Below are 14,348 nucleotides of genomic sequence, written 5' to 3' on the forward strand. Positions count from 1 at the left end.
CCCCGCCCTCAGATGACCGGCGGGCGGCCGAGCCGCGTCATGCGCCACACCGTGCGCCAGCGGATCGGCCGGCGCCGTCCGCAGGGCGTCCGTACCCCCTCGGCGAAGCCGGCGGCCCAGGCGCGCATGCCGGCCACCGAGCGGCTGCGTACGGCCGTCAGCGCTGCCCATACGCCCAGGTAGAGCGGCACCAGGACCGCGGGCAGATGACGCTTCGCCAGCCACACGCGGTTCCTGGCGACCATGCGGTGGTAGACCGCGTGCCGGGTGGGTGAGGTGTACGGGTGCTGGAGCACGATCTCCGGGGCATAGCGGATGCGCCAGCCGTCGTCCAGGGCCCGCCAGGCCAGGTCGGTCTCCTCGTGCGCGTAGAAGAAGTCGTCGGGCCAGCCGCCGATGCGGTCCAGCATCGGTACGGACAGCGAGTGCCCGCCGCCGAGGAACGTCGTCACCAGGCCGCCGCGCCGCGGGTCGCCGGCCCGCAGGCGCGGGACGTGGCGGCGCTGGGTGCGGCCGAGCTCGTCGGCGATGCGGAAGCTCACGATGCCCAACTCCGGGTCGCCCGCGTGGAGTTCGGCGAGCCGGCTGAGGACGTCCGGGCTGATCAGCAGGCCGTCGTCGTCCAGGTCGACCACCACGTCCAGGTCTCCGAGCTTGCGCAGTTCGTCCAGGGCGACGTTTCTGCCTCCGGAGACGCCCAGGTTCTCGCTCAGCTCCACACCCGTCGCGCCGTGCGGCAGCGGCGGCAGCGGCGAGCCGTTCCCGACGACGACGATGTGGGCCGGCTGGAGGTCCTGCTTGGCGACCGAATCCAGCAGCGCGGTCAGCTCGGCGGGACGGTTTCCCATGGTCAAGATGGCGACGCCTACGCGCAGATGACGCACAGAAGGATGCTCCGTTCTTGGCGGGCTTGCCCGGTTGTTTCGGATGCTAGCCCTCGGGGTAAGCAGCTGCGCGCCACCGCACCCGCAGGGCGACATCCCCGTCGAGTACCGGTGAGTACGTACGCACGCGCGTACCCGCTCACGTACGCGCGTCCGTGTGGCCGTCGGTCCCGCGGTGGGCGCACCATGGAGGGAGCGGGGGAGAACGACCGGTGGGGGTGGCGGGAGGTAGCCCTCATGATGGAGATCAAAACGATCGACAAGCCGGACGAGCGACGCGACTTTCCCAGGGGTCACCTCGAAGCCGTGCACCTGACCGGGCTGGACTTCGCCGTGGCCACCTTTGATCCGGGCTGGCGCTGGTCGGAGTCGGTCGGCCCGATCGCGGGGACCGACAGCTGCGAGGTCCACCACAACGGTGTCATGGTCCAGGGCCGTATGCGGATCAGGATGAACGACGGCGCGGAGTCCGAAGTGGGGCCCGGCGATGTCTTCGTCTGCCCGCCCGGCCATGACGCCTGGGTCGTCGGCGAGGAACAGGTCATCGTGTACGACTTCGCGGGCGGGATGGCGACGGAGTACGCCAAGGCCAAGGATTAGCCGGTGGCCGGTGCGGCTTGCTGAGACGGAGCGATGAGGAGGACCGCAGGGCCGCGTGCCCGCACCAGGTCCCGGGAGCCGGTCCCGGGACCTGGTGGTGTGCGGATGCCGCTTGTGGTGAGTGCGGGGTGCCCGTAACCGGTGCGGCGTGTGTTTCCCCACGTCGGTCGGGATGTCTAGGAACGCGTTCGGTGGGCAGGGGAGCCGGCGGTCCGGCATGGGAATACGGCACGGGTTGATCCTGTTGCCGCTGCCGGAGACCGAGTGGACATCGTCGACAGACCGGAAGCAGGGACGTACGCATGAGCACGGTTGAGCTCACCAAGGAAAACTTCGACGAGATCGTCTCCGGCAACGATTTCGTCCTGATCGACTTCTGGGCCGAGTGGTGCGGTCCCTGCAAGCAGTTCGGCCCGATCTTCGAGCGGTCCTCGGAGAAGCACGACGACCTGGTCTTCGCCAAGGTCGACACGGAGGCCCAGCCGGAGCTGGCGCAGGCCTTCCAGATCCAGTCCATCCCGACGGTCATGATCGTGCGGCAGAACATCGCGGTGTTCGCGCAGCCGGGCGCGCTGCCGGCGGAGGCCCTGGAGGACGTCATCGGCCAGGCCCGCGCGCTGGACATGGACGAGGTCCGGACCTCGGTCGCCGAGGCCCAGGAGAGCGGGCAGGCGCAGGGCGGGTCGGGCCAGTAGGCTCGGGCCCCGTGAGCGAGCTACTTCTGGTCCGGCACGGCGAGACCGAGTGGAGCCGGAACGGCCGGCACACCGGCTGGACCGATCTGCCGCTGACCGCCCATGGCGAGGAGCAGGCCCGTGCGCTGCGGCCGCTGCTGTCGGGCCGGAAGATCGCTCAGGTGTACGCCAGCCCGATGGTGCGGGCGCTGCGCACCGCGGAGCTGGCGGGCCTAGCCCTTCCGCGGATCGATCCCGACCTGCGGGAATGGGACTACGGCGGCTATGAGGGCATCACCACCGCCGAGATCCATCGCGAGCGGCCCGGCTGGTATCTGTTCTCCGACGGTGTCGCCCAGGGCCCCAACGAGCACCCGGGGGAGTCCCCCGAGCAGGTCGGCGCGCGCGCCGACCGGGTGCTGGCCCGGATCGTGCCGCAGCTGCGGGCCGACAAGGGCGATGTGGCGCTGGTGGCGCATGCGCACTTCCTGCGGGTACTGGCCGCGCGCAGGCTCGGACTGCCGGCCGCGGCGGGTGGAATGTTCACCTTCGAGACCGGGACCGTCGGCGTTCTGGGAACGGAGCACGACCGCCCCGCGGTGGTGGCCTGGAACGCCAGGAGCCTGTGAACTCCGGGAGCCTGTGAAATCCACAAGCCTGTGAACTCCGGGAGTCTGTGACCTGCTGGAGCCTGTGAACGCCGCTACGGCGCCATCGGGTCGAGGTGCAGGGGCTGGACCTTGCCCTCGATCATGGCGCCGAGTCCCATGACGGCGCAGGTGTCCGGTCGGTCCGCGGTGTGCACCGGCATGCTGGTGGCCTGATGGATCATCGGCTCCAGACCGGGGATCAGTGCGCTGCCGCCGGCGAGCATGATGCCGCGCTCGCCGAGGTCGGCCACCAGATCCGGCGGGCAGCGCCGCAGTACGGCTCCGATGCCGTCGAGGATCGCGGTCAGCGGGGTGATGATGGCGTCCCGTACCCGCTCGGTGTCGACATGCACGGAGCGTGCCATTCCACTGACCACGTCCCGGCCGTGCACCTCGGTGGAGCCGGGGGTGAGCCCGTCACCACCGGACAGGATCAGATGCAGCGGGCGCACGGCCTGGCTCGCCAGCATCAGTTCGTGGTGCTGCCGCAGATGCTGGATGACGGCGTGGTCGATGGCGTTGCCGCCCACCGGCACGCTCTCCGCGGCCACGATGGAGCCCAGCGACAGCACCGCGACCTGTGTGGTGCCCGCGCCGCACATCACGATCATGGTCGCCTCCGGCTGCTCCACCGGGAGTCCGGAGCCGACGGCGGCGGCGACCAGGGTGTCGACCAGTTCGACCCGTCGCGCGCCGAGCCCGGTCAGTGTCTCCACGGCGGCCCGCTGGGCAAGCGGCTCGCTGCCGTACGGGAGGCAGACCGCGGCCCGCATCGTGGGGCGGCGCCGCCAGGTCTTGCGCAGCCCGTTGCCGACCAGGGTGCGCAGCAGTCGCTGGGCCATGTCGATATCGACGACGGTGCCGCCGGAGACCGGGCGGACCACACGGATGTGGTCGGGGGTGCGGCCGTCCATCAACTCGGCTTGCTCGCCGACGGCCAGCAACGCCCCGGTACGGGTGTTGATGGCGGCGACGCTCGGTTCATCGACGACCAGCCCCTGATTCTTGACGTACACCCTGGTCCGGGCCGCGCCGAGGTCGACGGCGGCCGAGCAGCGCCGCAATTGGGCGAGGCTGATGGTCATGGGTGATTCCTCCGCGGTGGGCCGGTATGGACGGAGCGCTCACACGGCCCGTTCGCACGGACCGCTCGTGCGCCATCCTCTGATCGCCCATGGGGGGCCGCCCGCTGGGAGGGTCCGGTCGGGGGACGGGGAGGGGCGGGCTACGGCGAACGGGTGAGCGGGGCCGGGGTGGTGGCGCGCCGATGGCCGGGGCTCAGTCGACGCGGCGCTGGTAGAGCCCCCAGGTGAATTCCGTGACGATGTTCCGCGGGGTGCCGTCGGAGCCCGGAGCCGTGCAGGCCAGCCGCCAGCGGGTGGGGGCGCTGCCCTCCATCGGGCGGGCCGGGGCGAAGGCGCGTGCGACCTCGTCGACGGTGCAGGACCACGGAGCCAGGTCCGCGGTGGTCCGCAACTCGGGAGACGGGGCCCCGGGCGCCCGGACCAGCCAGGCGTTCCAGACGGTGCCCCGGGCCGCGGTGAGGACCTCGAACCGCAGGTCGGGCCAGAGGGGGACCGGCCAGGTCAGGGCCTCGCAGGTCAGGTCGCCGATCCGGCGGGCGGTGACGGTCTGCGGGGCGCCCAGCAGCGCACGGTAGGGCTGGACGCCGCCCGCCCTCGGGGCGTGCATCCGTGCCTGCCAGCGGCGGTTGGCCTCCCGCATGTCGGCGCGGGAGACGTGCAGGGCACGCAGTGCGTCCTCGACCATGCCGGGGTGGTGGTCGGCCATCCGGCGCAGCAGCACGAGCTGAAAGGCGACGGGTCCCGGCAGGTCAAAGGGGGTGCCGGGGCCGGTGGGCGGGTCATTGTCAGTGGTGGGGCTCATGATGGACATGGTCGTGGACGGCGGGGGTTTCGGGGGGTCCGGGGCGGTCGCCGTCGGGGAGGAAGAGCACGGAGTTCACATAGCGGCGGTGCGGTGCGAGGGAGCGGCGCAGCAGGCCGTGTTCGGCGACGTGGGAGGTGCGGGACTGATGGGCCGGCAGATCGAAGTCGTCCAGTGGCAGCCAGCGGTCGTGCGGCAGGACCCAGCCGCGATAGCCATGGGCCGCCGTCCAGTCGAGCACGGGCGCGAGCGGCTGGATGCGGCTCTCCAACTCCACGAACAGCGCCGGCCGGTCACGCTCGACGGTGTCGGCCGCGCCGCGCAGCACCGCCAGCTCCGCACCGTCCACATCCACCTTGATCAGGGTGACGGACGCCAACCCGAGCGCGTCCAGGGGGAGGCAGGGCACGTCGAGGGTGGCGGCGTGCAGCTCGCGGCGTACGAGCGAGCAGACCCCGCGGTCGCCGCGGCCGTCCGGGGGGAGCCAGAGGGTGGCGCAGCCGGCGTGGTCGGTGGCCGCCGCGGGGACCACGTCGACATGAGGCGGTGCGACGGAAGCGATCAGGCGGGCCAGATGGGGGACGGGCTCGATCGTGACGACCCGGTCGGCCCGCCGGGCCAGCCGCCGGGTCCAGGGGCCGTACCACCCACCCACATCGACGGCCGTGCCGCCCGGTGGGCAGAAGTCGGCGAGCCGCCGCAGCTCCGGCTCGAAGCGCGGATAGAGCCCGCCCGCCAGTGCCGACACCAGCCGGGCGGGCAGCCGGGGCCCGAGCCGCGCGGCGAGCGTCACGACGGCGCCCCCTGCCCCGTGAGGCGGCGCAGCAGACGGTCGTGCTCGGCGTCGCTGACCTGTTCACCGGAGGAGGGGAGGAGCTGGGGAATGCCGTCGAGGATCGGATAGCGGCGGCGCAGCCGGGGGTTGTAGAGGATGCCGTCGGGGGCGAGGAGGGACAGCGGGCCCTTGTCGAGGGGGCAGACGAGGATCTGCAGCAGCGGGTCATCGGGCTTCATGGCTCAACTCCGTTGGCCGGATGGCGGGGTGGGGTGGTGGGGACGTGAGGTGGCGGGCCCGCGGCGTCATGACCAGGTCCGTCGGGGGTGTCATGACCAGGCATGGCGGTCGTGTCGTGGGTGGGCCCGGCGGGGGCGTTTTCATGGCGCGGCAGTGCGAGCAGGACGGTGACGGCGACGGCGGTGCCGCCCAGCCGCAGGGCGAGTCGCAGCGGATCGGCGGGTAGCGGTTCGCCGAACGCCACGGTGCCGCAGGCGACGGTGAAGACGCAGGTGACGGTGGTGCAGACGGGGACGATCACGGAGGCACGGCAGCGCTGCAGCGCGGTCTGGGACAGGACCAGACCGGTGGCTCCGGTGAAGAGCAGGAGGTAGGGGTAGGGCGAGCGGAGGAGCTGGGCGGCGGCGCCCGCGATGTCGTCGGTGGTGAGCAGGCCGGAGACGCCCTTGATGGCCAGTGAGCTGACGCCGTAGAGCAGGCCGACGGCCACCCCGTAGGGGACGCCGGCGGTCGGCAGCCGGTGGCGGCGCATGGCACGCCGTTCGGCCGAGCGGTAGAGCAGCAGCCCGGCGGCCAGTGAGGGCACGGCGATGGTGAGCAGCGTCGCGGGCGGGGCGGTGCGGGCGATGGCGCGAGCGTCCTCGCCCTGGAGGGAGGCGACGACCAGGACGAGCGCGATCAGGATCGCCACGATGCTCTGCCGCTCCCGGCCGCTGGTCCGCTCGCCCAGGACGACCGAGGAGAGGAGCAGCAACAGGACCAGACCCGACACGAAGATGCCCTGGGCGGCGGCGAGGGGCAGGGTCCGGTAGACGGCGAGCTGGGCGGCGAATCCGGCGGCCAGCGCGAGTGAGCCGCCGAGCCACAGCGGACTGGACAGGAGGTGGCCGACGACCCGGGCGGGCCGGCGGGTGCTCAGCGCAGGCAGCGTGGCCAGCGCGCGCTTCTCCAGCACGAAGCCGGTGCTGTACAGGACATTGGCGAGCAGCGCGGACGCCACGCCCCACCACAGCATCGCGCTACCTCCTTCGTCGAGGGCCCCCGTGGGTCTTCGTGAGGTGTCGGGCGGTTGGGTTGGTCAGGGGCCGCTTCGGCGGGCGTGGGCGAGCAGGATGGAGGCCAGGGACGGGAGATGACAGGCGGCCCGGTCGAGCGGGCGCAGGGGGCGCGGCACATCGTGGTACGGGGCGCCGGTGATGCGTACGGCCTCGAAGCCGGAGGCCGCCAGGAAGCCGCGCAGCGCACGGGCGGTGTAGAGGCGCAGATGGCCGACGACCTGGCTGCCCGGCCGACCGTGGATATGACGCAGGCTCACTTCCGAGAAGACCGGCTGGACTCCGGCCAGCAGGAGTCCGCGGTTGTACCAGGCGGCGAGATTGGGGGTGGAGAGCATGAGGTGGCCGCCGGGGCGCAGCACACGGCGCAGCTCGTCCAGGGCGGCATCGGGGTCGACGAGGTGCTCGATGACCTCGCTGAAGAGGACGGCGTCGGCGGAACCGGTCGCGAACGGCAGGCCGCCGTCGGTCAGTTCGCCGCGTACCACGGAGGGGATGCGGGGCTGGGCGCGGCGCAGTGCGTCCTGGGACCAGTCGACGCCGATGAGCCGGTGGCCCGCGAGGACCTCGGCGGCGGTGGCCGCGGCGGAGCCGTCGCCGCAGCCGAGGTCCAGGACGGTGGCCGGCGGCGCGCCGGCGCGTACGGGGCCCAGGGCGCGGGCCAGCAGCCGCGCCTGCCGCCGGCTGCGGGCGGCGCCGGACGCCACCGGAACGGCCGGGTTCTCGTAGAAGTCCCGCAGCCCGGTGGGGGGCGCGGTCGGACCGGTTCCCAAGGCGCCGCTGGGGCGGGGGGCGGCGGGCCGGGTCATCGGGCGCGTCCTTCGGTCGGGGCGGCGGGGGGTGGGGGCGGCTGGCCGGGGGACGGAGGAGCGGCGGGATCCGGCCAGGCGGTGGCGGCGAGCGAGGAGCGGAAGAGCGCGCCGAGCCGGGCGCCGGTCGGATCGTCCAGCAGGGCGTGCGACCAGCGCAGCGCGAGCTGGATGCGGCCGCCGACGGAGACGGTGGTGACGGTGAGCCCGCGCGGCATCCGCGCCGGGGCGGAGAACCACACCGCGGTCGGGCGGCCGGCGTCACCGAAGTCCAGCGGATAGGGGATACGGCCGATGTTGGACAGGAGTGTGGTGGACGTCCAGGGCGCGGCGGCGCCGCGCAGCGCGCGGGTGGCGGCGCCGCGCAGTCCGACGGGCAGTACGGGCGCGGTCAGCACCGCAGCGGAGAGCCCGAGTTGGGGGCCGGGCGGCGCCGACTTGAGGGCGCGGGTGCGGGCCGCCGTACGTCGCAGCAGCCGGGCCACCGCGTCCGGGTCGGGGGGATCGGCGGTCAGCAGCTCGGCGTCCCGCCGCTCCTCGGGGCCGAAGCCGACCGAGACCAGCCGGGTGCCGTTGCCGATGGGCATGCCGAGGTCGCGCGGCCGGTCGTCCACGGGCATGGTGACGACGACGGGAGCGGTGCGGCCGGCATGCAGCCGGTTCCAGCGGGCCACCATCAGGCAGGTGGCGACCAGGAGTTGGTCGTTCACGGTGTACGCGGGCCGCCCGTCCACCCGGGGCGGACGGGCCGGCACCGGCAGCTCGGTGATGAGCATGCTGTTGCCCCTGCCCCTGCCCTTGCCCCTGCCCCTGCCCGTGCCACCGCCGCCCCCGTGGTGGGCGGCGATCCGGACCGGACGGGAGAAGCGGTGGCCGGCGCTCCCCGGATCGGTCTCGTCGTCCGGATGCTCCGTCCCGGGGCCGGTGGCCCGTACGGGCGGCGGTGCCGGGGAGTTGTCGGCGCCGCCGTAGAGCTCGGCCGCGGTGGCCAGCACCCGGAGGCAGGCCGGGCCGTCCAGGGCGGTGTGGTTGATGGTGAGCAGCAGCACCGTGCCGTCGGCCGTTCCGGTCCCCTGTCGCCCGACGATCTCCAGCCGTACGGGCGGTGAGGCATCCAGGGGCGGGCAGAGGGAGAGCGCGCGTTCCCGGGCGTGGCCAAGGGCGTCGGGCCCCGGTGGTGCGACGGTGACCGGGTCCACGTCCGGGGCGGCGGTGAGCTGCCACAGGTAGCGGCGGCGCCACCAGCGGACCGGCTCCTGGCGCATGAGGATGCGCGGGTGCCGGGCCAGCGCCTGCAGGAACGCGGTGCGCAGCCGCGCGGGCTCGATCCGGCCGGGGAGGTGCACCTCGATGTGCACGGTCTCCGGCTCGTCGTCCTCCAGGCAGTGCCGGGCGATCTCGTCGACGAGCGGGAACGGGACGCGGGCGACGGTGGGTTGGCGGGCCGGGCGCGGCCCGGACGGGGAGGACGAGGAGGCGGACGACGAGGAGGGTGGCGGCGCGGCGGCCGGCTGCAGTGCGGTCATCGTGCGGTGTCCTCCCCGTTGCCCTTCCCGTTGTCCCCCCGGTTGTCCTCCCCGTCGCCACCTGGTGGCATGGGCGGTGGCGCCGGCGGTGTCGGCGGCCGTCCCGGCCGGCGCCGCTCGGCCCAGCGCGGACCGTCACCCCGCGCCCGTCCCCGGGCCACGATGGGCCGGCCGATGGCCGCCGCCCCGGGCTCGTCCGCGGTGCTCGCGGAGCGCCCGGTGTCCGTGGGTCGCCCGGTGTTCACGGAGCGCGCGGTGTACGCACCGCCCCGCGGCCGCCGCGGCAACGGTGGCGGAGGCGAATCCGGCGGCGCGTCCGCCCCCGCCCCGCCCGGCGCCCCGCCCCGTGGCCGGGCCGCCGTCGGTGCCGGCTCCGACTCCGCCACCCCCGTCGGTACGGTCACCACCCCCGCCGCCAGCCCCAGCAACGCCAGCCCCTGCGCGAGGCCACTGAAAGCGCCCTGGTCCGCGGCGACGGGCTCGCCCGCGCCCAGTGCCGCGACGGCCCCGGCGGCCGCCATCGCCGCCAGTGCGAGCGGGACGAGCAACTGCCGCCGGAAGCGGGCCAGTAGCGCCAGGAGCGGCACGATCACCGCGTACGGCCCGGAGGCCATGGCCACCACCGCGGTGAGGGCGACGACCCCCAGCACCCACGAGGGGGCGGGCGGCGGCGGGACGTCGGGACGCGGGGTGCGGGGCGTGCGGCGGATCAGGGCGGACAGGACGAGCAGCGCCACGCCCAGCGCTCCGCCGATCAGCCCCAGGTCGTACGCGGTGGCCGGACCGTAGGACAGCTCGACGGTGCCGCCCGCCCCGGCCGGTACGAGGAAGGCCTGCTGCCAGCCGTCCACCCGCAGCGGCGTCAGCCGCCGTCCGTGGAGCGTGGCGTGCCAGCCGTCGTTGGCGTTCTCGTACATCTGGAGGTAGACGGCCTGGCCGGAGCCGATGGAGACGGTGCGGCGGTCCCCCGACCAGTCCTCGGCGGTGACCTCGCGGGCCGGGCCGGCCGGGGCCGCCGCCGGCTCCGTGCCGTGCGGGTCCCCTCTCCGCAGCGTGACATCCGTCAGCGCCAGCGGACCCTGGTCGCCGGCCTCCACCCGGTGGCGCCCCGGCGGCAGCTCCAGTCGCCCGTCCTTGGCCGGGCCGGCGCACAACTCCACGTCGATCGGGCGGCGTTCGGTCAGGTCGCGGACGTAGCCGGAGGCCTTGGTGGCGTGCAGTACGCCGTCGACGGCGAGCATCGGGCCCTGGCCGCAGCCGACGGTGAAGCGGGTGCCGGCGGCGGGCCGCGGGGTGCGGTAGGCGTCGAGTGCCGGCAGGTAGACCTCGCTGAGGCCGACCGGGAGTTGCAGGGCCTGGCCGGCGACCGGGTTGTGGAGCGTCAGCTCCTTGACCTTGCTGATGGTGATGTCGAGGCGGTCGGTGGTGATCGCCTCGAAGCGGGCCTGGCCGTTCTCGTCGACGCCCGCGGTGGCCGCGCCGTCCGGTGAGTTGATCAGGATCTGCTCCGGGCGGGTGGAGATGCCGCCGGCCGCGGCCAGCACGATCTGGTCGATCTTCTTCTTGCCGGGCCAGCGCAGATGCAGCGTCGGCCGGTCGCCGGCGATCCAGGCGGTGGTCAGATCGCCGTCGACGAGGTTGCGGGGGCTGAGCGACTGCCCGAAGCCGAAGCTGGTGGAGTCGGCGGTGGCGGTGATCCGGTCCTTCTGCTCCGGCGCGACCCGGTCCAGCAGCCGGTCGAGTTCGGTGCCGGGGACGGCCAGCGCCTTGCCGGAGATGTCGTAGGCGCCGCGGTGCCCGGTACGGAACTCGCGGTGCAGCCCGACCTCGGCGGAGACGGGCGAGAGCCCGCCCGGGTCGCTGCCGCGGTGCAGCGAGACGGTTTCGGCGGGCGCGTCGGAGTCCTGCGCGTCGGTGGGGAGTTGCAGCAGCCGGGTGACCTGGACACCGGGGACGGCGATCTCGGCGAATCCGGCGCCGGTCAGCCCGGCGCGCGGGGTCTGCGAGCCCAGGATCGTCACCTTCAGCCACTTCGCCGTCCCGGCCGGGGCCTTGACCTGCTGAGGTGTTCCGTCGGGGCGCAGCGCGGAGTCGGCGCGGCCGCGGTCGGTCTGGATCCGTACGGACGTCGGGGCGGCGCGCAGCCCGTCTCCGGGCAGCGGAGTGAGGGTCAGCGCGGCGGGGACGGCGGTCGGCCGGGTGAAGGCGATCTCGACCCACTGGCCGACGGGGTCGCCGGCGCTGCCCTCCGCCCAGGCGGTGTCCGGGTTGCCGTCGAAGGCGTTGACCGGGTCGTACTGCGGCAGGTGGAAGAGCCAGTTGCCGCTGGTGGAGGCGGTGACCGAGGACGCGCCGCGGAGGCGGGCGGTGGTCTGGTGGCCGATTCCGGTGGTCGGCAGGATCTGCCGGGGCGGCCGGCCGGGGTCCTGCACGCTGTCGGGATGGTTTCGCTCGTCGGCCGTGTAGGTGTACGAGGTGTTGCTGTTGACCAGCCCGAAGCGGGTGTCGGCGCGGCGCAGTCCGTCGGCGGTCAGCTGGAGCGGCGGGGTGCCGAGGCCGGGGTGGTTCTCGCCGGTCAGCACGGTGGCCCGGTTGCGCAGGGCGGGGTCGGCGGAGAGCTGGAGGAGGGCTTCGGGGCCGCCGCTGAGCTGGGCGGTGTCCGCGACGGGCCGGGCGGCGACGCGGCCGGGCTCCGGGGTGTTCTGGGGTTGGTAGATCTCGACGGCGCGCTGGCGCGGATACAGGCCCTGGATCTGCAGCGGGGCCCCGGCGGGGATCCTGCCGCCGGTGGTCAGCGGGCCGAAGGCGGCCACCTTGCGGTAGCCGGAGGCCTCCAGGGTCCGTTTGACGGTCTGCGGGGGGACGTAGCCGATCTGGTCGGGGTCGAGGTCGTTGCGCACCACCACGTCGTGCAGTCCGGCCCGGCCCAGGTAGTCGCGCAGGCCCGGAACCCGGGCGCCGGTCAGCAGTGCCTGTTCGACGGCGTCCAGGGTCCGGCGGGCGCCCGGGGTGCCGAACGGGACGAAGTCGCGCTGCGCCCAGGGGGAGGCGGCGAGCACGTCGAGGGGTTCGTCGATGGGGGAGCCCCAGGTGTAGATGCCGTGCGCGGTGGCGGGGACGACCAGGGCGCGGCTGTGCGGGGTGTGGGTCCGCAGCCAGCCGGCGGTCTGCTCCCAGTAGGCGGGCAGCTTGGTGAAGGGGCCGGGCTGGAGGACGGTGCCGGTCAGGAAGGGCAGTGCGAGGGCGGGCAGGACAAGCAGCGCGGTCAGTTGGGGCAGGCGGTGGCGGGCCGGGACGCGGCGGGTGCCGCGGCGCTCGGCGGCGACGGCGAGCAGATGCGCCAGCCCGAGGGTGAGTGCCAGGGCCAGGCCCGGGGTGAACTTGTAGATGTTGCGGAACGGGCGCAGCCAGCCGTTCAGCCAGTCCTGCCACAGCTCGTGCAGGGGGCCGCCGAGCGCTCCGCCGTATCCGGCCAGCGCGATCAGTGTCACGGCCAGTACGGTCAGCAGGAGCCAGCGCCGTTCGGGCAGGTCGCGGCGGGCCAGGCCGGCCAGGCCGAGCGCCGCGGCCAGCGCTGAGCCGAGTACCGCGAAGGCGTTGGCCGTCATGGTCCAGCCGGCGGGCAGCCAGGGCTCGCCGAAGTCGAGGTAGCCGACCCAGTTGCCGGCGCCGCGCAGGAGTTCGGTGGCGGACATGGTGCCGGTGGTGGTGTCGGCCTGCTCGATGAACGGCATGAAGTTCTCGCCGTGGATGCCGAGCAGCAGCAGCGGCACCACCCACCAGACGGTGGCCAGTACGACACCGGGCAGCCACCAGGCCAGCAGCCGGGTCCGGCGCGGCCCCGTGCGCGAGAGCAGATACAGGCCGGCGGGCAGCAGCGCGGCCAGCGTCGAGGCCGCGTTGACGCCGCCCATGAAGGGGATCAGCAGCGCCGAGCGGGTCGCCGCGATACGGGCGCTCACCTGAGGGTTGGTCAGCGGCAGCAGCACCCAGGGGAGCAGCGCGCCCGGCAGGGCGGCGGCGGAGGTGGAGCCGATGACGATGGTGAAGGTGGGCCACAGGGCGTAGCAGGCCGCCGCGAGCAGCCGCGTCGGCGGGCTGCCGAAGCGCAGCCGTTCGGCCAGCCGCAGCGCGCCCCAGAACGCGGCGGTGACGATCAGCGACATCCACAGCCGCTCCGCCAGCCAGACGGGGACGTGGGCGAGGTCGGTCAGGCCGTAGTACGGGAGCGTGGGGAAGGCGTAGCCGAAGTACTGGTCGGCGATGCCGCCGAAGCCCGCCCGGTCGTGCCACAGCTGCCCGAGGTCGCCGAGGAACTTCCAGGGGTCGGTGGTGACGCCCAGTTTGGTCTCGAACGTCATCTTCCCCGGCGAGGGCACGAGGAAGCCGGCCAGGGCGGCCGCCCAGAAGGCCAGTAACCAGCGTCTGCCGCGGGGCCTGCCGGGCGGTGGGGCACACGTGGTGTCGGTCCTGCCGCCGGTATCGGGCGTTCCCGGGGACGGGGAGGGCCGCAGGGTCTGGGTCATGGCAACCGCCGGAGGATGAGGAGGAGGTTCCAGGTGGCGACCTCCCGGACGCCCGGGAGGCGGGGGATGGCCTCGGCGAGGAACGGCGCGTAGCGGGACCGCGCGGTGACGATCGCGACGTCGTCGCGTGCCCGTACCTGCCGCAGGGTGCGCCCGACGTGCACCGCGAAGAGGTTGACGCCCAAGGTGTGCTTGGCGTCCCGGCCGGTGCGCCGCCGGTAGCGCCTGCGGGCCCGTTCGGCGCCCAGGTAGTGCCAGGGCGCGGTCTCGTGGCCGCCCCAGGGGGAGAGCCAGTTGGTGAAGGCCACGTAGATCAGCCCGCCGGGGCGGGTGACCCGGACCATCTCGCTGAGGAAGGTCTGCGGGTCGGCGACGTGCTCCAGGACGTTGGAGGAGAAGCAGATGTCGGCGGCGCCGTCGGCGAGCGGCAGCAGGTATCCGTCGGCGACCACCGCCGCCTCGGGCCTGCGGCCGCGGGCGGTCAGCTCCGCCGGGTCGGGCTCGAAGAGGTAGCCGTGGGCGCCGCGGCGCCGGAACTCCTCGGTGAAGTGCCCGGCGCCGCCGCCGACGTCGGCGACCACCGCGCCCTTGAGCGGTGCATGGCGTTCGACCTGGTCGGCGGCGTCGCGGGCGAGCAGCCGGTAGCAGTGCTCGGGTGCGGTCTGCTCCTGGAGGAAGGCGCGGAAGAGGGCGTAGGACCTGCGCAGCGAGGGGTCGCGCAC

General features: G+C 74.0%; 13 protein-coding genes. 3 read left to right on the forward strand and 10 right to left on the reverse strand.

The window, feature by feature from the left end:
• Positions 1–8: 8 nt before the first annotated feature.
• Complete coding sequence (locus AC0680_RS23115) at positions 9–884, reverse strand: glycosyltransferase family 2 protein (protein ID WP_478631770.1); 876 nt, start codon at positions 882–884, stop codon at positions 9–11.
• Positions 885–1,121: 237 nt separating this feature from the next.
• Here AC0680_RS23115 and AC0680_RS23120 point away from each other — a divergent pair, with 237 nt between their 5' ends.
• From AC0680_RS23120 to AC0680_RS23130, 3 genes are all read left to right on the forward strand, one after another.
• Positions 1,122–1,484 carry a cupin domain-containing protein gene (locus AC0680_RS23120; protein ID WP_478631772.1) on the forward strand — a complete coding sequence of 121 codons (363 nt, stop codon included), beginning with the start codon at positions 1,122–1,124 and terminating at the stop codon, positions 1,482–1,484.
• Between the two features lie 302 nt (positions 1,485–1,786).
• A complete protein-coding gene (trxA, locus tag AC0680_RS23125) occupies positions 1,787–2,179 on the forward strand; it encodes a thioredoxin (RefSeq protein WP_384427125.1) in 393 nt (130 codons plus the stop codon).
• Between the two features lie 11 nt (positions 2,180–2,190).
• Positions 2,191–2,787 carry a histidine phosphatase family protein gene (locus AC0680_RS23130; RefSeq protein ID WP_478631777.1) on the forward strand — a complete coding sequence of 199 codons (597 nt, stop codon included), beginning with the start codon at positions 2,191–2,193 and terminating at the stop codon, positions 2,785–2,787.
• Positions 2,788–2,861: 74 nt separating this feature from the next.
• Here the strand turns inward: AC0680_RS23130 and mreB are convergent, their stop codons facing one another.
• From mreB to AC0680_RS23175, 9 genes are all read right to left on the reverse strand, one after another.
• Positions 2,862–3,893 (reverse strand): rod shape-determining protein, encoded by a 1,032-nt coding sequence (gene mreB / locus AC0680_RS23135; protein ID WP_384427129.1) that lies wholly within the window; start codon positions 3,891–3,893, stop codon positions 2,862–2,864.
• Between the two features lie 193 nt (positions 3,894–4,086).
• Positions 4,087–4,695, reverse strand: a complete 609-nt coding sequence (locus AC0680_RS23140; RefSeq protein ID WP_478631780.1) for a hypothetical protein — start codon at positions 4,693–4,695, stop codon at positions 4,087–4,089.
• A complete protein-coding gene (locus AC0680_RS23145) occupies positions 4,679–5,488 on the reverse strand; it encodes an FkbM family methyltransferase (RefSeq protein ID WP_478631783.1) in 810 nt (269 codons plus the stop codon). Before AC0680_RS23145 ends, AC0680_RS23140 begins: the two co-directional genes overlap by 17 nt.
• Complete coding sequence (locus AC0680_RS23150; protein WP_478631786.1) at positions 5,485–5,709, reverse strand: Trm112 family protein; 225 nt, start codon at positions 5,707–5,709, stop codon at positions 5,485–5,487. The genes AC0680_RS23145 and AC0680_RS23150 overlap by 4 nt, the downstream gene beginning before the upstream one ends.
• Positions 5,706–6,725 (reverse strand): DMT family transporter, encoded by a 1,020-nt coding sequence (locus AC0680_RS23155; RefSeq protein WP_478631789.1) that lies wholly within the window; start codon positions 6,723–6,725, stop codon positions 5,706–5,708. Before AC0680_RS23155 ends, AC0680_RS23150 begins: the two co-directional genes overlap by 4 nt.
• Before the next feature lie 63 nt (positions 6,726–6,788).
• On the reverse strand, positions 6,789–7,574 hold the full coding sequence (locus AC0680_RS23160) for a class I SAM-dependent methyltransferase (protein WP_478631792.1): 786 nt from the start codon (positions 7,572–7,574) through the stop codon (positions 6,789–6,791).
• Positions 7,571–9,100, reverse strand: coding sequence for a condensation protein (locus AC0680_RS23165; RefSeq protein ID WP_478631795.1), 1,530 nt, complete (start codon positions 9,098–9,100; stop codon positions 7,571–7,573). Before AC0680_RS23165 ends, AC0680_RS23160 begins: the two co-directional genes overlap by 4 nt.
• Positions 9,097–13,626, reverse strand: a complete 4,530-nt coding sequence (locus AC0680_RS23170) for an alpha-(1->3)-arabinofuranosyltransferase domain-containing protein (RefSeq protein WP_478631798.1) — start codon at positions 13,624–13,626, stop codon at positions 9,097–9,099. The genes AC0680_RS23165 and AC0680_RS23170 overlap by 4 nt, the downstream gene beginning before the upstream one ends.
• Positions 13,623–14,348, reverse strand: coding sequence for a class I SAM-dependent methyltransferase (locus AC0680_RS23175; protein WP_478631801.1), 726 nt, complete (start codon positions 14,346–14,348; stop codon positions 13,623–13,625). The genes AC0680_RS23170 and AC0680_RS23175 overlap by 4 nt, the downstream gene beginning before the upstream one ends.

It is taken from the genome of Streptomyces sp. NPDC043738, assembly GCF_056436545.1.

What these genes read in the sequence shown, in the direction of transcription:
- AC0680_RS23160 (WP_478631792.1), bottom strand. Translation starts at nt 7,574, where the DNA reads ATGACCCGGCCCGCCGCCCCCCGCCCCAGCGGCGCCTTGGGAACCGGT.
- mreB (WP_384427129.1), bottom strand. Translation starts at nt 3,893, where the DNA reads ATGACCATCAGCCTCGCCCAATTGCGGCGCTGCTCGGCCGCCGTCGAC.
- AC0680_RS23140 (WP_478631780.1), bottom strand. Translation starts at nt 4,695, where the DNA reads ATGAGCCCCACCACTGACAATGACCCGCCCACCGGCCCCGGCACCCCC.
- trxA (WP_384427125.1), top strand. Translation starts at nt 1,787, where the DNA reads ATGAGCACGGTTGAGCTCACCAAGGAAAACTTCGACGAGATCGTCTCC.
- AC0680_RS23150 (WP_478631786.1), bottom strand. Translation starts at nt 5,709, where the DNA reads ATGAAGCCCGATGACCCGCTGCTGCAGATCCTCGTCTGCCCCCTCGAC.
- AC0680_RS23120 (WP_478631772.1), top strand. Translation starts at nt 1,122, where the DNA reads ATGATGGAGATCAAAACGATCGACAAGCCGGACGAGCGACGCGACTTT.
- AC0680_RS23165 (WP_478631795.1), bottom strand. Translation starts at nt 9,100, where the DNA reads ATGACCGCACTGCAGCCGGCCGCCGCGCCGCCACCCTCCTCGTCGTCC.
- AC0680_RS23155 (WP_478631789.1), bottom strand. Translation starts at nt 6,725, where the DNA reads ATGCTGTGGTGGGGCGTGGCGTCCGCGCTGCTCGCCAATGTCCTGTAC.
- AC0680_RS23170 (WP_478631798.1), bottom strand. Translation starts at nt 13,626, where the DNA reads ATGACCCAGACCCTGCGGCCCTCCCCGTCCCCGGGAACGCCCGATACC.